Origin of the sequence: Kaistia terrae, from assembly GCF_026344005.1 — a bacterium.
Lineage (GTDB): Bacteria > Pseudomonadota > Alphaproteobacteria > Rhizobiales > Kaistiaceae > Kaistia > Kaistia terrae.
The window spans coordinates 399,348-416,107 of sequence record NZ_JAPKNH010000001.1; the positions used below are offsets into that span (position 1 = coordinate 399,348).

Annotated in this window: 13 protein-coding genes and 2 tRNA genes; 11 read left to right on the top strand and 4 right to left on the bottom strand. The window is 63.1% G+C overall.

The annotated features are described in order from the left end of the window. Window positions 1–383: 383 nt before the first annotated feature. Together aspS and OSH12_RS01960 are read left to right on the top strand one after the other, a co-directional pair. The gene (gene aspS, locus OSH12_RS01955; protein ID WP_266341818.1) at window positions 384–2,165 is read left to right on the top strand and encodes an aspartate--tRNA ligase; all 1,782 of its coding nucleotides are present in this window, start codon (window positions 384–386) and stop codon (window positions 2,163–2,165) included. A gap of 118 nt (window positions 2,166–2,283) precedes the next feature. Further along, window positions 2,284–2,360: transfer RNA gene (locus OSH12_RS01960), tRNA-Met, on the top strand. A 79-nt stretch (window positions 2,361–2,439) separates the two neighbouring features. On the opposite strand, the gene OSH12_RS01965 is transcribed toward OSH12_RS01960, so the two are convergent. Further along, the gene (locus tag OSH12_RS01965) at window positions 2,440–3,045 is read right to left on the bottom strand and encodes an alpha/beta fold hydrolase (protein WP_266341819.1); all 606 of its coding nucleotides are present in this window, start codon (window positions 3,043–3,045) and stop codon (window positions 2,440–2,442) included. 62 nt (window positions 3,046–3,107) lie between these two features. Beyond that, entirely contained in the window at window positions 3,108–3,995 is an 888-nt protein-coding gene (locus OSH12_RS01970) for a LysR family transcriptional regulator (RefSeq protein ID WP_266341820.1), read from the bottom strand. Between the two features lie 166 nt (window positions 3,996–4,161). Between OSH12_RS01970 and OSH12_RS01975 the strand changes: the two genes are divergently transcribed. Next, window positions 4,162–5,370 carry an MFS transporter gene (locus OSH12_RS01975; protein ID WP_266341821.1) on the top strand — a complete coding sequence of 403 codons (1,209 nt, stop codon included), beginning with the start codon at window positions 4,162–4,164 and terminating at the stop codon, window positions 5,368–5,370. Between the two features lie 150 nt (window positions 5,371–5,520). Then, window positions 5,521–5,597, top strand: a tRNA-Met gene (locus OSH12_RS01980). Window positions 5,598–5,715: 118 nt separating this feature from the next. On the opposite strand, the gene OSH12_RS01985 is transcribed toward OSH12_RS01980, so the two are convergent. Then, window positions 5,716–5,889: a hypothetical protein gene (locus OSH12_RS01985; RefSeq protein ID WP_266341822.1), complete on the bottom strand. Its 174-nt coding sequence runs from the start codon at window positions 5,887–5,889 to the stop codon at window positions 5,716–5,718. A gap of 112 nt (window positions 5,890–6,001) precedes the next feature. Between OSH12_RS01985 and OSH12_RS01990 the strand changes: the two genes are divergently transcribed. Next, on the top strand, window positions 6,002–6,157 hold the full coding sequence (locus tag OSH12_RS01990; protein WP_266341823.1) for a hypothetical protein: 156 nt from the start codon (window positions 6,002–6,004) through the stop codon (window positions 6,155–6,157). A gap of 276 nt (window positions 6,158–6,433) precedes the next feature. Here OSH12_RS01990 and OSH12_RS01995 read toward each other — a convergent pair whose 3' ends face one another. Continuing rightward, a complete protein-coding gene (locus tag OSH12_RS01995; protein WP_266341824.1) occupies window positions 6,434–8,452 on the bottom strand; it encodes a sensor histidine kinase in 2,019 nt (672 codons plus the stop codon). A gap of 91 nt (window positions 8,453–8,543) precedes the next feature. On the opposite strand from OSH12_RS01995, the gene OSH12_RS02000 reads away from it, so the two are divergent. The 6 genes from OSH12_RS02000 (at window position 8,544) to OSH12_RS02025 (ending at window position 16,750) form a co-directional block, all read left to right on the top strand. Beyond that, entirely contained in the window at window positions 8,544–8,777 is a 234-nt protein-coding gene (locus tag OSH12_RS02000; protein WP_266341825.1) for a hypothetical protein, read from the top strand. Between the two features lie 296 nt (window positions 8,778–9,073). Further along, window positions 9,074–10,516 (top strand): collagen-like triple helix repeat-containing protein, encoded by a 1,443-nt coding sequence (locus OSH12_RS02005; RefSeq protein ID WP_266341826.1) that lies wholly within the window; start codon window positions 9,074–9,076, stop codon window positions 10,514–10,516. Between the two features lie 243 nt (window positions 10,517–10,759). Next, window positions 10,760–11,551, top strand: coding sequence for a DUF6065 family protein (locus tag OSH12_RS02010; RefSeq protein ID WP_266341827.1), 792 nt, complete (start codon window positions 10,760–10,762; stop codon window positions 11,549–11,551). 136 nt (window positions 11,552–11,687) lie between these two features. After that, window positions 11,688–12,401, top strand: coding sequence for a response regulator transcription factor (locus OSH12_RS02015; protein WP_266341828.1), 714 nt, complete (start codon window positions 11,688–11,690; stop codon window positions 12,399–12,401). A 560-nt stretch (window positions 12,402–12,961) separates the two neighbouring features. After that, window positions 12,962–16,390 (top strand): autotransporter outer membrane beta-barrel domain-containing protein, encoded by a 3,429-nt coding sequence (locus OSH12_RS02020; RefSeq protein WP_266341829.1) that lies wholly within the window; start codon window positions 12,962–12,964, stop codon window positions 16,388–16,390. An 87-nt stretch (window positions 16,391–16,477) separates the two neighbouring features. Then, the gene (locus tag OSH12_RS02025) at window positions 16,478–16,750 is read left to right on the top strand and encodes a hypothetical protein (protein WP_266341830.1); all 273 of its coding nucleotides are present in this window, start codon (window positions 16,478–16,480) and stop codon (window positions 16,748–16,750) included. Window positions 16,751–16,760 lie beyond the last annotated feature (10 nt).

Consider the following 16,760-nt stretch of genomic DNA (forward strand, 5'->3'; position numbering starts at 1 on the left):
TCGACAAATGGAGAGAGCCCAGGCTCCGGCGATGCCGGGCGCCAGGAGAAAGCGCCTCATGCGTCGACTGCGGGCCTGGGCAATCCAAAATCCCGCCATGGCGCGCGACGACTAGTCAGTCGCGTGCCAACCGATTGGGCCGGAGTACATCCGTCCTGACCCGATCGTTCGAACTGCGGCACCTCTCGGTGCGCGGCCCGTATAGTGGCTGGGATGAGACTTAGATAGGAGACAAATCCTGTATTACAAGGGAAGGCTGCGTGCCGGGGCCGGTTCTTGACAAAGCGGGACCCGCATGCGCTTTTTCGCGCGCGTGCGGATATACCCTTATGTGTTGTATCCGGTCGCCCTGTTGACGCCTGACCAGACCGGATCCCAGCACCATGCATCGCTATCGCACCCATACCTGCGGACAACTCCGCGAGACCCATGCGGGCGAGACCGTCCGTCTCTCGGGCTGGGTTCATCGTGTGCGAGATCATGGCGGCCTGCTGTTCATCGATCTGCGCGACCATTACGGCCTGACGCAGATCGTCTGCGATCCCGACTCGGCCGCCTTCAAGACGGCTGAGGCCGTACGCTCGGAATGGTGCATCAAGATCGACGGCATCGTGAAGAAGCGCACGCCCGAGACAATCAACGCCAACCTGCCGACCGGCCAGATCGAACTCTTCGCCGAGGCGATCGAGGTTCTGGGCGCAGCCAAGGAACTTCCGCTGCCGGTGTTCGGCGAGCCGGAATATCCTGAAGACATCCGCCTGAAGTACCGCTTCCTCGACCTGCGCCGCGAGACGTTGCACGCCAACATCGTCAAGCGCACCCAGATCATCGCGACGATGCGCGAGCGCATGACCGAGATCGGCTTCCACGAGTACACGACGCCGATCTTGACCGCGTCGTCGCCGGAAGGCGCGCGCGACTTCCTCGTGCCGTCGCGCATCCATCCCGGCAAGTTCTACGCCCTGCCGCAGGCGCCGCAGCAGTTCAAGCAGCTCTTGATGATGGCGGGCTTCGACCGCTACTTCCAGATCGCGCCCTGTTTCCGCGACGAGGACCCGCGCGCCGATCGCCTGCCGGGCGAATTCTACCAGCTCGACCTCGAGATGAGCTTCGTCACCCAGGAAGACGTCTGGGACACGATGGAGCCGGTTCTGCGCGGCATCTTCGAGAAGTTCGCCGACGGAAAGCCCGTCAGCCAGCAGTTCCGCCGCATTCCGTATGACACCTCGATCCGTACCTATGGTTCGGACAAGCCCGATCTGCGCAACCCGATCGAGATGCAGGCCGTCAGCGAACATTTCGCCGGCTCCGGCTTCAAGGTCTTCGCGCGCATGCTCGAGGCCGATCCGAAGGCTGAAGTCTGGGCGATTCCGGCCAAGACCGGCGGTAGCCGCGCGTTCTGCGATCGCATGAACGCCTGGGCGCAGGGCCAAGGCCAGCCGGGCCTCGGCTACATCTTCTGGCGTACCGAGAACGACGTGCTTGAAGGCGCCGGCCCGGTTGCCAAGAACATCGGCCCGGAGCGCACGGAGGCGATCCGCGTCCAACTCGGCCTGGAGGATGGCGACGCCGTCTTCTTCGTCGCCGGCGATCCGTCGAAGTTCTACAAGTTCGCCGGCGATGCGCGCACGCGCGTCGGCACCGATCTGAACCTCGTCGACAAGGACCGGTTCGAGCTCTGCTGGATCGTCGATTTCCCGTTCTACGAATGGGACGACGAGTCGAAGACGCTCGATTTCGCGCACAACCCCTTCTCGATGCCGCAGGGCGGCATCGACGCGCTGAACAACCAGGATCCGCTGACGATCAAGGCGTTCCAGTATGACGCCGTCTGCAACGGCTTCGAGATCGCCTCGGGTTCGATCCGCAACCAGTTGCCGGAGACGATGGTCAAGGCGTTCGAGCTGGTCGGCCGTTCGAAGGAAGATGTCGAGCGCGATTTCGGCGGTCTCTACCGTGCGTTCCAGTACGGCGCGCCGCCGCATGGCGGCATGGCTGCAGGCGTCGACCGCATCGTCATGCTGCTCTGCGGCGCGCAGAACCTGCGCGAGATCACGCTGTTCCCGATGAACCAGCAGGCGGAAGACCTGCTGATGGGCGCGCCGAGCGATCCGACGCCGAAGGCGCTGCGCGACCTGCATATTCGCGTCAACCTGCCGAGCTGATTGGCAGGGGACGCCTTCCAGCCTGTGGACGACGGCGAATAATTCTTAGCCGGGGTTCACAAGTGAGGGGCATCCGTCTATATCACCACTGCGCGACGACGTCAGTCGCCGCGCTTGACGCGGGGTGGAGCAGCCCGGTAGCTCGTCAGGCTCATAACCTGAAGGTCATCAGTTCAAATCTGGTCCCCGCAACCAGCCTAAAAAGCCCCGGATCGCAGGATCCGGGGCTTTTTCGTTTGCACGGCTCGCGGGCTCACTTGTCTGGCCGGGACAGCTACCTGAGATGCGCTGCGATAAGGCCGGCGACCTCCGGCGCGTGGGTGAGCGCGAGGTCGTGGTCACCTCCCGGCAGAATGTGGAGGCGCGCATCCGGCAGCAAGCCGAGCAGTCGCTCACCCACTGCGATCGGGCTGATCGGATCGGCATCGCCCAATAAGAGCAAGCACGGTGCAGCGACGCCCGGAAGGCGCGTCGATAGATCCTCCGTCGGGTCTGCAATCCATTCGGCGGCTTGCGGGAAACTGGCCCGGTAGTCTTCACGCCAGTTACTGGCGCCGAGTTCGCCCATGGGCACGCCGGCGGAGGTCGCAGTCAGCACGAGGCGCCTGATCTTGTGCGGCACCCTCAGCGCCGCCTGCATCGCCACATAGCCTCCCATGGACTGCGCAACGAGGTCCACGACGCCCGGCTCTGCCTTCAGGCCTTCGGTCACCATCCCGACCAGATCGTCGATGCATCGGACTTCGGGATCCGGCGGTTCGCTGCCGAGGCCGGGCCAGGCGAAGAAGCGCCGATCCGTATCATCAAGGGTAAGTCGGTCGGAGACGGGCTTCCAGAAGGAAGCGCTGGCGCCCGCGCCGGGAAGGAAGAATATCGTCATTCGTGGTCCATCGGTCGGTGGCGGGCTCGGTACGATCTACGCGCAGGCCGCGCTGCGTCGAATCAAGGTTCCAGCAGGCTTTCCGCCGCGAAATCGACGAACACCCGCAGTTTGGGCGACAGGTGGCGGCTGGATGGCCAAAGCACGTTCAACATCGTCGTATTCGGCATGCAGTCGTTGAGCACGGTGACGAGTGTGCCCGCCTGCAGCTGCCGGCGTATGGCAATGTCGGGAATGCAGGCGATACCGAGTCCCTGTTCGGCCAGGCAGATCTGCGGTTCCAGCGTGTTCATCACGACGCTGGTCGGCAGCGCGACATCGACCGGATCGCCGCCACGTCGAAGCGGCCAGCGGTCCAGCTTGCCGGTGGTGGCGTAGCGGTAGATCAGGCAGGCATGATCGGCGAGGTCTTCCGGTTGTGTCGGGAAGCCGGTCTGATCGAAATAGGTCGGCGAGCCGACCAGAACCTTGCGATAGCTGCCGATCTTTCGAACCATCAGCCGCGAATCTGCCGGTTCGCCGGTCCGGATAACGGCGTCGAATCCTTCGTCGATCACGTCCACCAGCCGATCGCTGAAATCGAGTTCGACCTCGATCTGCGGATGGCGGCGCTTGAAGGCGGCGAATTTCGGCATGAACATGATGCCCATCGACGGCAGGCTAACGCGCAGCTTGCCCTGCGGCGCGGTCTGGGTCTGCGTCAGCTCCGTCTCCGCCGCTTCCACTTCGCATAGGATGCGCCGGCAGCGATCGAGGAAGCGCGAGCCCTCGGCTGTCAGCGTGATGGTGCGCGTCGAGCGGTGGAACAGCCGGACGCCGAGGCGCTCCTCCAGCCGGCCCACTGCCTTGCTGACGGCGGAGGGCGACACGCCGAGCTTGCGTCCGGCTTCAGTGAAGCCGTTGGCATCGGCCGCTTGTACGAAGGCGCTAAGCGCTCCGAGACTATCCATTCACATCCTCGATGAACGACATTTTTGTCAGAAGTGTTGTGAACTTTAGCCCATTTGTCGGCCAGCCGCGACCCTCTACGTTCTGCTCGAACCAGGCCGGATCGTGCATCGCCTTCCCGACGACGCTCCCTCCGCCTTCACCCAACCTCTGAAAGAGGCTGACATCATGTCTTCGATCACGCCAACGGATGCGCTGCCGACAGGTGCCGCCGCCCGGCCGGAATCCCTCCCCATTGCTGGATTGCTGGCGCTGGCCATGGCCGGCTTCATCACGTTGCTGACGGAAGTGCTGCCGGCCGGGCTGTTGCCGAAGATGAGCGCCAGCCTCGCCGTCTCGGAAAGCATGGCCGGCCAATTGATCACGGTCTACGCCATGGGCTCGCTGCTGACAGCGATCCCATTGATTGCCGCGACGCAGGCTCTGCGCCGTCGCCGGCTGCTGCTCTTGGCAATCGCTGGCTTCGCCGTGACCAACACGGTGACGGCGATCTCGGACCATTACCTGCTGACGCTGGTCGCACGCTTCTTTGCCGGCGTTTCCGGCGGTTTGGTCTGGGCTTTGCTCGCCAGTTATGCAGCGCGCATGGTGCCGTCGCATCTGGCGGGCAGGGCGATCGCGATCAGTGGTATCGGCGCGCCGCTGGCCTTCTCGCTTGGTGTTCCGGCCGGAACGTTTCTCGGCGGCGTGGTCGGCTGGCGGCTGGCCTTCGGCTTTATGAGCGTGCTGGCGGTTCTGCTGATCGGGCTGGTTTTCGCCAAGGTGCCGGATTTCCCCGGCCAGCCGGCCGGCAAGCGCCTGTCACTCGGCAAGGTGTTCCAGTTGCCGGGCATCCGGCCGATCTTGTTCGTCATCTTCGCCTTCGTGCTCGCACACAACATCCTCTACACCTACATCGCGCCCTATCTCGCGCCGCTCGGTCTGCTCGACCGCGTCGATGGCATTCTGCTCGTCTTTGGTCTCGGCGGCCTCGCCGGACTCTGGATCGCCGGCGTGCTGATCGACCGTTGGCTGCGCGAGTTGGTGTTGCTCAGCATCGTTGCCTTCGTCGCTGCCGTCCTGGCACTGGCGCTTTGGGCAAGCTCGCCGATGGTGGTCTATGCCGCGGTGGCCGTCTGGGGCGTGGTCTTTGGTGGCGCGCCAGCCCTGTTCCAGACCGCATCTGCCAAGACGGCTGGCGACGCCGCCGATGTCGCGCAGGCGATGATCGTCACCGTCTGGAACCTTGCCATCGCGGCAGGCGGCATCGCCGGGGGCGTGTTGCTCGAAGCGCTTGGCGTGATCTCGTTTCCCTGGGCGATGATCGTCGCGCTGATCCCGACGCTGGTCGTAGCATGGGCGGCGAGGCGGCACGGCTTTCCGGCGGTACGGCGATGAACTGGCTCGCTGGCCGTCCGGTTCTCGCAAGCCGCCGAATGCCAATCGTGTCGCCGTGTATAAAGCCAATTAAGTTTCGAATTGGGCTTCTCATCGGCGGCCTGACCCCCTATATCACCACTGCGCGCCGGCGAAAGTCGACGCGCTTGACGCGGGGTGGAGCAGCCCGGTAGCTCGTCAGGCTCATAACCTGAAGGTCATCAGTTCAAATCTGGTCCCCGCAACCAGCCTACAAAGAACCCGCCCTAACCGGCGGGTTCTTTTGTTCTGGGCCTGCGCGACCATCGCGGCGAGAGCGCCTTCAGGATCGGGCGTCGTTCCGTCCGGTCCTTTATTGACGATGACCTACTCGATCAGTCCGCGCAGCGTATCAAGCGCCGAAGTGCCGACATCGGGATCTGCCAAGGTTGCCGCAAGTTCGGCAGTCTTGCGGCGGTCGAACTCGGAGAGATTGGTGCAACCGAACCGGCGATGGGGCAGGGGGCCGCGAGTTCGACAGCAAGCCGTGCTTCCAACCATTCAAGTTTGCTCTGTAGCCCGGCTGTGCATATGCCGTCAGCAATCGCGTCGTAGAATCCGTCGAGTTGCGGGAGATCGCTGCCCGCTCAGTTGTTGAGCGTGCACGAGCGGCATGATCGACACCGCTGCGCGCATTGATCTCCTCGGCAAAGCCCTTGATGAACGCAGTGACAGCGTCGGGTTGCATGAGCCGGTTCCGGAGCAGATCGCGCACGGCCCCCTCCAGAACGCCGCGGCGGAATTATTTGCTTTGTGTGCAAAAGCGTAGCTTGCGAGCGGCAGAGCAGGCCACGTAGTCGCGGCACACAGCCGCAACCCGCCACAACAGCAGCCGCAGCGCAGTAGGCCTGTTAGCAGGTGAGTGTGTCGCCGCTTTGCATGGCCACTTAGCCGGTTGGGGGGCTCACAGCGGCACTGGAGTTGTGGAACTGTCACGGGCAATATGAATCTCGGCCTGTACGCCAGACCGCAGCCCTAGCTTTGCGGTTCGACGCGACTGGGGCATTTGACCTCAACCAAGCGATCGGCGTCGGCGGGTTGCCCGCTACTGGATCTCCATGATGAGATCGGGCTTCAGAGCCGCGACTTCGGATCCTGCGAGCGGTAGAGAGAGACGGAACGTTGTTCCGCTAGCGTCGCTGGCTACCAGCGTGAGCGCGCCCCCGTGCTGTCTGGCTATTTCCCTCGAGATATAGAGCCCCAGACCGGAGCCGTTGGCCCGCTGCCCGGCTGCGCGGTAATACTTCAGGAAGATGAACTCGCGATACTCGGGCGGCACGCCGGAGCCCTGGTCCGTCACGTTCACGAATACCATGCCCTCATCGACGGAAAGCCGGACGGTGACCGGGGTGGGCGAGGCCGAGTATTTCAGGGCATTCTGGACCAGGTTCTGGAGGGCGATTTCCAGCAGGTACCGGTCGCCGCTCACCTTCGCCTCGTCGCCCGGAAGGAGGCTGACGCGGCTGACGGCGTCATCGTCCAGTGCCGCTTGCAAAGTCCGCAGGATCTCGTTGAGATCGAATGTCTGGACCATCGCGTGCGGCTTCTCCGCCGCGTCGAGCCGATCCCCGGCCAGGACGTTTTCGATCAGCATCGACATCCGGTTGACGGTCCGGCGTATCCTGGCCGCGCGCAGCTGGACGTCTTCCGAGTTCTCGTCCGTCGAAAGCGCCATATTATCCGCAGCGCCTGCGATCACGGCCAACGGACCCCGGAACTCGTGCGTGACCAGCGCCAGAAAGTCTCGTTGCTGGACCAGGGCATCATTGACGGAATCGAGTGATTGCCTGAGTTTCACTTCGAGGCCGTGGCGTCGATCCACCTCCTCTTCGAGCGAGGCGTTGCTCTCGGCCAACTCGGCGGTTCTCTCGCGCACCTTGATCGTCAGGTCGCGTTCGGCTGCCTTGGAGATCGCGAGGACGCGATCCTGCTCCGCCCGCAGACGGCGCTCGGCCAGCTGCGTGGCGATGCGGCCGCAAAGCAGGATCAGGAGAAGGCCGAATCCCGCAGCAAGGCCACCGGTGATCAGATGCTGCATGCGCATGGGGGCCAGCGCCTCCAGCGACGCCAGCGTGAGCAATTGATATGGCGTATTGGTCAAGGACTGCTGCCGCAGAAGATAGGGCCGGCCTTCTATAAGCCACTGGTCGGATTGCCCCGTTTCGGCCATTGAGCGCACGTCCATGGCCTCGCCAAGCTCTTCCTCGCCGTCCGGCGGCTCGACCGTGCCGGGCGGCAGAAGCGTCGCCACATTGCGCAGCATGAACGGCTCGGACGAGGCGGTGATCACGCGCCCCTGGCGATTCACGACCAGGGATACATGTCGCCCCGTCAGGTAGTGCGCCACGTCCGGGGCATCGAACTTCACCGTGACTGACCCTAGCGGGGCGCCGTTCTCGTCATCGATGCGACTGGACACGAAATAGGATGGCGTCTTGTTAAGGCGGGCAATGCCGAACGAAGAGCCCTTGCCGTCGCGCAGGGCGTCGACGAGGTAGGGGCGGCCCGAGTAAATCATGCCGACGATGCTGTCCGGCGCGGCCCAGTTGCTGGCCGTCACCGTGTCGTCTGACAGGTTGTTCATGTAGATTCGGGCATAGTTCAGGTCGCTTGCCAGCGCGTCCATGTAGTCGCCGACCTGTTGCGCCAACGGGTCTCGCGTGAATTGGGCAGCACGCTGCGGACGTGTCAGGTCGATGGCTCCGGGCGCATCGATGCGGTAGCGGGTCGCGAGCTCGATGACCTGCGCTTGGCTCGCCACCATATTGGATACGCTGACCATTTCGGTGAACAACCGGTCCATGACGCGTGCGGTGGTGATCGCCTCGTATTCGGCGCTGGATGCCAGGCTGTCGAGCTGCGCTGTCATGGTGCGCTGCGACATCCACCAACCCATACCGGCCACCAGTGCCAGCCAGATCACGGCAACGCTCAACGTCACCCGGCGCAGGATCCGTAGCTGCCGCTTGTGCTGCGGCAGCGCGTCGCTTCCTCTGTAGCTGCCCGGAAGACCAGAGTCTAAAGCAGCTTGATCCGGCCTCATGCTCGCCACTGACGTGTTCACTTTGTCTCCATACCGGCCGATTGGCCATGTCTACGCACGCTGGCGCCGACTCATCCGGAATCGGTCGAAATGAATATTGGAATGCCGGGAAATGGCATCGCGGATCGTGGGTGTCTCGGCGGAATCCAAGAAGACTGCGGGACAGCCGCTGCGTGAAGCCCCAATCCGTGCTCCGTTTCCAAAATTAGGCGAGTGCAACCTAAGCGTCTGCAACGCCACACATGCAATTGAACAAGAGTGGCAACTCCAGATTGAAATCGATGCTGGCGAACCGAGCGCATTCGTGGGCTCTCTTTCGCCGATTGGAATGATCATTTCTCAATGACGGCAATCCATTTCCTCGCCTGCGCAAAATAGCGCGGGCCTGGAACGATATTGCTTCAAGATCCATCAAGTGAAAGCAAGTGTCAGAAACTGACAGGCAGCGAAATTGTTACGAATCTCGTTAGATATTACGTAGGGAATTGGTAACTCTTTCGATCATTTCGACCTCGAGTCAAAATTAGCTGGCGATTATCGCGGGACGACAAGAAGAAGAATCGCGAGCCGGCGGGGTCAGCGTAGTCCGAATATGCAACGAGAACCCTGAGTTCCATTCCGCCCCGGGGGGGGCACAACCAAATGAAACGACATCGGAATAGACTCTATATAAGCTGCTCGGTCCTTGCCCTTACCGCCGTTTTCGGCAGCTCGCAGGCCCAAGCCGCCGACCTGGCGGAATCCTATGGCGGCGGCTATGTCGAGCAATCCAGCCCGCAGCGCGGTGGGGTAGTCCCTGTGGCGGCGGGCCAGACGCCCAGCAATGATCAGCTCTACAGCATGATCCTGGACCTTCAGAAGGGCCAGCGTCGCCTGGAAGCCGAATTGCAGGCGGCCCATGCCGAACTGGCCGCGGTCCGGACCTCGTCCACCGCCATTCAGGGACAACTCTCTGCTCAGGCGGCAGGAGGCCGGATGCTGGTGGACTACAGCGGCGAAGCTCCGCCGAGCCGCCTTGCGGTGGCTGCGCCGAATTTCCGCATTGGCGGTGGTGGTGGCAATGGCCGCTACGAAGGCTATGGCTACACGGAGGGCTCACTGGCCATTCCGCTCGGCGAGCGCGGCGGCGTCCAACTCGACGCGCTGGGCGGCATTTCGCAGGAGAACGGCTTCGCCGGTTCCGCCGTGCATCTGTTCACGCGCGACCCCGAGAAGGGGGCGATCGGCGCCTATGCCAGCTACCTCTACGGCAACGGCTCCTACAAAGACGGCGACGATTACGAGCAGGGCGTCTCGCAGGCCAAGGTCGGCGTCGAGGGCCAGCTCTATCTGGACCGCTTTACCCTGGAAGGCCTCGCCGGCGTCAACTGGGATTCGCTCGACGACAGTGCGGGCCTGTTCGCCGAGGGCCGTGCCAACTGGTATGCGACCGACAACTTCAAGGTTGGTGGCGGCGTGCGCTACGCTGATGCGTTTGGCGGCGACCGGACCGAAATCGTTGGCGGGGCGGAATATCTGACCCAGTTCACAACCGGCACGGCGGCGTCGATCTTCGGTGATGTCGCGTTCGATGTCGGCGGCAGTGACGGCGGCGGCAGCGACGTGACGGCCTTGGGCGGTCTCCGCTTCCACTTCGGAACCGGCAACAAGTCGCTCATCCGGCGCGATCGCGAAGATTACATGCCGACCTATCTCGGTCGCGATGCCGGCGATCTGCCGCGTTCGGTGGATGTGGTCGCACAGCCGGGCGCCCCAGGCGCACCGGGAGCCCCGGGAGCGGAGGGACCGCCCGGAGCACCGGGACAAAAGGGAGATGACGGCTCGCCCGGAACGCCCGGAACGCCGGGTGCGGACGGAGCGCCGGGAGACAAGGGCGCCTCGGGTATCGACGGGGCGAATGGCGCACCGGGGACCCCCGGAACGCCGGGCGCCAAGGGTGACACCGGCGACAAGGGTGACGCCGGTTCGCCGGGAGCACCTGGCCCCGCAGGTCCGATAGGCCCCGTAGGCCCGGAGGGCCCTATGGGACCGTCCGGCCCGAAGGGCGACACCGGAGCGCCAGGAGAGTCAGGCGCCGGCTTCTGATCCACAGAACGCTCATCGTAAACCATCGCGGCAGCTTGCCGCGATGGTCGTTTCCAAGACATGTCATGATGGGAAATTGCCAGGCCTTGGCTGGTGGGCGACGGCGCTTGGCGCAGGACTTGCTCATCGGACCGGCAATGCGCAAACCTTCCTGGAAGCTGAAATGGCCGGGCCAGCATGGCAATGGACACTTCATGCGCCAACTGTTGAGAGCAGAAGATGGCCACGCCCCGCCTAGAATGCATGATTCAGTCGCCCAATCCGCCAGCCCTTGTCCAGGCGCCGGGCCAACGCGACTGGATGGACGCCACAAACGAGCATTTCGCCTATCGCTGCACGCCACTATCGATCGCAAACGCGTCCGGCTGGGAGCTTCTGAATCCGCACGAAGTGACGGTCATCTGGACCGGCTACAACAGCAAGAACGACATCATCATCCGCGTGCACGAGCCCGGCGTTACACATCGCTTCATCTCTTCGACCTTCGGGCATGGCATCGTCACCTTCCATCCCGGCTATGTCTTTCGGACAGATCCCGGCTGGATGGTCTGGGCGCGCGGCGGCCCGAACCGAATCAAGGATGGCATTCATCCGCTCGATGGCCTGGTGGAAACCAACTGGCTTCCCTTCAGCTTTACCATGAACTGGAAATTCACCCGCCCAGGCGCCGTGACCTTCGCCAAGGGCGAGCCGTTCTGCTTCATCACGATGACACCGAGCGTCGCCATCGAAGAAGTGCAGCCGGTCATCCTGCCGATGGAGGACGATCCGGATTTCCACAGGGAACACAAGATCTGGAACAGCGAGCGCCGCCTGTTCAATGCCGGCCTCCAGATGGGGGATGAACTGACCGAAGAACAGAAGTGGCAGAAGAACTATCTGAAGGGAGTCTCTCCGTCGGGCCTTTCGAAGGCCGACGCAAACCACCGGGTCAAGCGGACGCTCAAGGCGCCGATCTATGGCCGGCTGCAGAAGGATGCGGGTCCGAAAGCGGCGGGTTCCGACGTGCCGGCGAAAGAACCCGGAGAATCATGACGATCGATGCATGGCATCGAGACAGTTGACGGGGGACGACGTTCGCGAACGGCGCGGATAGTCGGCCAGTCCCCTGGCGAGGCGTCGCGATACGCACCCATCGAACCATTGAAATTGTTGCGTCGGAGATCCGTTAATGCCCGGAGAAGCACTCAAGCAGGGTGGCGTCGCCCTCTCTCCCCTCGTCTATCTCGTCGATGACGATGAAGATTTCCGGGAGGAAATGCTGGCCGGCCTGACGAGACTAGCCTTGAACGTGCACGGATTTCGCGACGCGGCGGCCCTCTACCGGGCGTTTGCGGCCAAGCCGGCCGATATCGTCATTCTCGACATTGGCCTGGAGGGCGAGGACGGCCTGTCGATCGCCAGCCATCTGCGGGCCTCGCAATCGGTGGGCATCGTGATGGCGACGGCAAGAGGTTCCGTCGAGGATCGCGTCAATGCGCTTGAAAAAGGCGCGGACGCCTATCTCGTGAAGCCGATCGACATTCGCGAGCTTGCCGCCACGCTGGTTTCGCTCAATGAGCGCGTCAAGCGCCAGATCGCGCCTTCGCCGGAGCAGACGCCGCAATGGGCGCTGGTGGAAGGCGGTTGGGTGCTGACCGATGGGCTGGGCCATCGTCTCCGCCTGACGGCGTCAGAGCAACGATTCCTCGCGCGCCTGTTCGAGGAACGCGGCCAGACCGTCGAACGCCGCGCCCTCGTCGAAGCCCTCGGCGCCGATATCTATGACTTCAATTATGCCCAGTTGGACACCCTTGCGAGCCGCCTGCGCCGGCGGGCCGAGAAGTGCGATATGCAGCTGCCTTTGCATGCAATCCGTGGCCAGGGATTCGCCTTTCCTGAGTAAGATCGACCGCCTTTTCGAGTTTTCGCAAAGTATATTTTCTAGAGAATGATTTAGGCCACCCACGCACAAGTTTTAGTCAGGTGTCAGGCAGTGATAGGATCTGAAACTTACTGAAATTGTGAGGACTCGTCCTGACAACTAGTTAAGGAACGGGGAAGAATTCGCACTGGCGGATTCGAATGAGACATGCAGCGAGGCGCATTGCGGAATCCGCGGTGACAGCCTGGCCTGCAGGTGGGGTCGTAATGAGCCGAGATCTGTTCAAAGGACTTGCCGCGCCGAACCGCGTTCGTTCGCCGCAACCTGACCAGCCCATTTTCGCCGTGGGGGCTTCGGCCAATGCCCCATCCTTTCCACTCGATACCCATGACGTATCCGGCATCGAGGGGACCGCTGGCTTCTCTTCGATCCACGTCGAGATGTTGCCTCCGCCGCCTTCGAGCGGTCCGCACGCCCGATATCAACGTCCGCTTTTCGGCCGGTCGAACGGATAGCTCCGCGCTTCCGTCACCGTCCCGCCCGACGCCTTTCATCATCACCAAAACGTTCAGGACAGCAGCATGCCCAACACACCCGCAACCCCTGCCAGCGAACATTCCCGGGGGCGCTCAAGCCAGGACGCCGGCTGGCGCTCCTTCCTCGTCAGGGGTGGACGCATGGTGAAGTACAAGGGCATTGTCGGCAGCGTCGCACCCCACCTTGCCTCGGCCGGACTGGTCGCGCTGGGAGTCGTCGCGTTCTCGGGTTCCGCAGCCCTTGCCGGCACGTGCAGCACGTCCGACAACACCAATTTTGCCTGCTCGGGTCCGGCCGGAGCCGCCGGCACCGACGCGCCGATCGTGATCAATGATTCGGGCACGACGACGGTGACGACCGATCCGGGCTTCGGTATCGACGCCAACGGCACCGCCATTACCATCCTGGGCAGCGGCACCGGCGATATCTCCTTCACGGACACCAACCAGTCGACGATCAACGGCACCGTGTATGGCATCTACATGTCCGGCGCTAACGCCGGCTCGATGAACATCACCACCAACGGTGTCATCACGGCCGGCAGCACGGGTATCCTGGCCCCGATGGGCGGGAACTCCACCGGCCTGACCATCGATGTCAACGACGTCAACGCGGGTGCCTATGGCGTCAATATCGTCGGCAATTCCGGCACGGGCGATATTTCGGTCACGGCCCATGACATCGAAGCGGCTAGCAACGGCATCAATTTCGACAATGGTGCGCAGACGCACGACTTCACCGTCGACGTCAACAAGATCACGTCCACTGGCGCCAACGGCATCTACGGCTTCTCCAGCGGCAACGGCGCCACCAACATCACGGTGCACGACTCCATCACGGCCGACGACAACGGCATCTGGATCGATGTGGATGCCAGCGCTGGCGCGGGCGCGACGACCATCGATGTCGGCGATATCGATGCCGGCAACGAAGGCATCAATATCGACACGAATTCGAACACGACCGATCTGTCGATCACGACGAACAACATCGAGTCCGGCGCCAGCGGCATTCGCTTCGTCCATCGTGGCACCGGCGACACGACCGTCGTCGCCAACGACATCACCAATACGACCGGCAACGGCATCTGGTTCGACACCTATGGCAGCGGCGACGTCTCCGTCACCGCCCACGACATCGACTCCGGCTTCATCGGCGTCTGGATCGACACGGCGGCGACCACCAAGGACTTCACCCTCGACGTGAACAAGATCACGTCCGGTGACGACGGCATCAATGTCGTCCACAGCGGCGACGGCTCGGTCAACATCACGGTCACCGACTCGATCGTCGCCGGCGACGATGCCATCGAGCTCCTCCTCGACAACAACAACGTCAAGGACGTCAACCTCGACGTCAACAACGCCCAGGGCGGCAATAACGGCATCTATGTCACCGACGTTTCCGACGCGGTCGACCCGACCGATCCCGACGCCGTCAACAACGATCTCACCATCGTCACCCGCGGCAACATCAAGGCTGGCAGCGGCTGGGGCATCTACACGGATACCGACCCGGGCGTTCTGACCAAGATCGACGTCCTTGCCGGCTCGACCGTCAAGGCGGATAGCAACGCGGCGATCTACAACGCCGATGGCGACAGCATCGTTACCATCCGGGACGCCTCGGAGGCTTCCAACAGCATTGTCGGCCGCATTGATCTCGGCGCGGGCGTCGACGTGCTGAACCTGCATGGCGGCTTCTCCGGCATCACCTCGCTCTATGGCGGCAAGACGCTCGGCGACACCCTGAACGTCTATGACGCCAACAGCACCTATGATGCCGACGCACTCGGCCCGTGGGATTCGATCAATCTGTACAACACCACGCTGAAGCTCTCGACCGGCACGGATACGGATGTCGGCGCGGCGTCGGACATGTCGAACGGCATCTTCCTGCACAATTCCGTGCTCGATGTCAGCGAGAACCCCGACTACGACTCGTATGGCAACCTGTCGATCGATACGACCAGCACGTTCTATTCCCGCGGCGACGCGGCGGGGAATGGTGTCCTGATCCTGGGCGGCCTCCACAATGACGGCCTCGTCTCGCTCTCCACGCCGGCTGGCGTCGGTGTTGCCGGCGACCTGCTGACCATCGGGGGGCAGTATTCGGGCGATGGCGGTGCCATCCTGATCGACACCGTGCTCGGTGACGACACCTCGATCACCGACCTGTTGCGTTTCAATGGCGGCACCGCCGAAGGCACCACCCGCGTCGGGGTGAACAACACCGGCGGACTGGGCGGACAGACGGTCGAGGGCATCAAGATCATCGACGTCACCGGTGCTTCGGACGGCGCGTTCTCGCTGATCGGCGACTATCAGATCGCCGGCCAGCAGGCTGTGCTGGGCGGCGCCTATGGCTACACGCTCTGGAAGAACGGTATCTCCAACCCGGATGATGGCGACTGGTACCTGCGTTCGCAGCTCGCTCCGACCGGCTCGAACCCGGGCGGTCTCCTCTACCAGCCCGGCGCGCCGGTCTTCGAGGCCTATGCTGGTGTCCTGCTCGGCCTCAACAGCCTCTCGACCCTGCAGCAGCGCGTCGGCAACCGCTCGTGGAGCGGCGGCGCGGTGGACACGGATTCCAAGCTGGCCAGCGAGCCCCTGTCGGGCATCGAGGGTCGCGGCATCTGGGGTCGCATCGAGGCAGCCCATACCTCGATCAATCCCGCCGTCTCGACCACGGGTTCCGACTACGACTTCGACACGCTGAAGTTCCAGGCCGGCGTCGACTTCTCGGTCCTCGAGAACGAGTCCGGCAAGCTGATCGGCGCCGTGACCGGCCACTATGGTCATGCATCGGCGGACATCACGTCCTCGTTCGGCGATGGCTCGATCAGCACCGATGGCGCCGGCTTCGGCGGCACGCTGACCTGGTATGGCAATAGCGGCTTCTATGTCGACGGCCAGGCACAGGTCAGCTGGTACGACAGCGATCTCGGCTCGGACGTGCTGGGCAACCTTGCCTCCGGCAATGACGGCACCGGCTACGCCCTGTCGTTGGAAACCGGCAAGCGGATCGGCCTCAACAACGACCTGTCGCTGACGCCGCAGGCCCAGTTGGTCTACTCCTCGGTCGACTTCGACGCGTTCACGCAGACCTATGGCGGCGAGGACGTCGCCGCGATCTCGCTGCTCAACAATGACAGCCTGCGTGGCCGTTTCGGCCTGTCGCTCGACCAGAACAAGTCCTGGCGTGGCGAAAACGGCCTGGTGTCGCGCAGCCACGTCTACGGCATCGCCAACCTCTACTACGAGTTCCTCGACGGGACCTCGGTCGATGTCTCCGGTGCGACGCTTGCCAGCCGCGACGACCGCTTCTGGGGCGGCGTCGGCCTCGGTGGCTCCTATGACTGGAACGACGACAAGTACTCGATCTATGGCGAGGGCTCGGTCAACACCAGTCTCCAGAACGTCGCCGACAGCTACGACCTGAAGGGCACCGCAGGCTTCCGCGTCAAGTGGTAGCCGCCCGACAAGGCCAGGACTGAATGCAACGAGACGCCGGCCACTAGGGCCGGCGTCTTTTTTGGCTGGATACGAGCAGAGAAGGACATGGCGATGCATGTGGTTTTGGTCATTGGCGGTGGGATCGTGCTGCTCGGCTTGTTCCTGCTGTTCGGCAAGCTCTGGGGCGGGGCGGCGCCCGATTTCGCGCTCGCTGTGAAGCTGTTCATCCCAATCTGGGCGCTGATCGCGATAATCAATCTCTGGGTCGGCGTCACCCGCGCTGGCTATTCGATGAGGGAAGAATTGCCGATTCTGGTCCTGGTGTTTGCGATCCCGGCAATTCTCGCCGGCGTGGCGTTCTGGCGGCTGGCACGGTGAGAGGACGAAC

Bases quoted from the DNA above. Each gene is read 5' to 3' on its own strand.
- aspS (WP_266341818.1), top strand. From the start codon at position 384: ATGCATCGCTATCGCACCCATACCTGCGGACAACTCCGCGAGACCCAT.
- OSH12_RS01965 (WP_266341819.1), bottom strand. From the start codon at position 3,045: ATGACGATATTCTTCCTTCCCGGCGCGGGCGCCAGCGCTTCCTTCTGG.
- OSH12_RS01970 (WP_266341820.1), bottom strand. From the start codon at position 3,995: ATGGATAGTCTCGGAGCGCTTAGCGCCTTCGTACAAGCGGCCGATGCC.
- OSH12_RS01975 (WP_266341821.1), top strand. From the start codon at position 4,162: ATGTCTTCGATCACGCCAACGGATGCGCTGCCGACAGGTGCCGCCGCC.
- OSH12_RS01985 (WP_266341822.1), bottom strand. From the start codon at position 5,889: ATGGTTGGAAGCACGGCTTGCTGTCGAACTCGCGGCCCCCTGCCCCAT.
- OSH12_RS01990 (WP_266341823.1), top strand. From the start codon at position 6,002: ATGATCGACACCGCTGCGCGCATTGATCTCCTCGGCAAAGCCCTTGAT.
- OSH12_RS02000 (WP_266341825.1), top strand. From the start codon at position 8,544: ATGGCATCGCGGATCGTGGGTGTCTCGGCGGAATCCAAGAAGACTGCG.
- OSH12_RS02005 (WP_266341826.1), top strand. From the start codon at position 9,074: ATGAAACGACATCGGAATAGACTCTATATAAGCTGCTCGGTCCTTGCC.
- OSH12_RS02010 (WP_266341827.1), top strand. From the start codon at position 10,760: ATGATTCAGTCGCCCAATCCGCCAGCCCTTGTCCAGGCGCCGGGCCAA.
- OSH12_RS02015 (WP_266341828.1), top strand. From the start codon at position 11,688: ATGCCCGGAGAAGCACTCAAGCAGGGTGGCGTCGCCCTCTCTCCCCTC.
- OSH12_RS02020 (WP_266341829.1), top strand. From the start codon at position 12,962: ATGCCCAACACACCCGCAACCCCTGCCAGCGAACATTCCCGGGGGCGC.
- OSH12_RS02025 (WP_266341830.1), top strand. From the start codon at position 16,478: ATGGCGATGCATGTGGTTTTGGTCATTGGCGGTGGGATCGTGCTGCTC.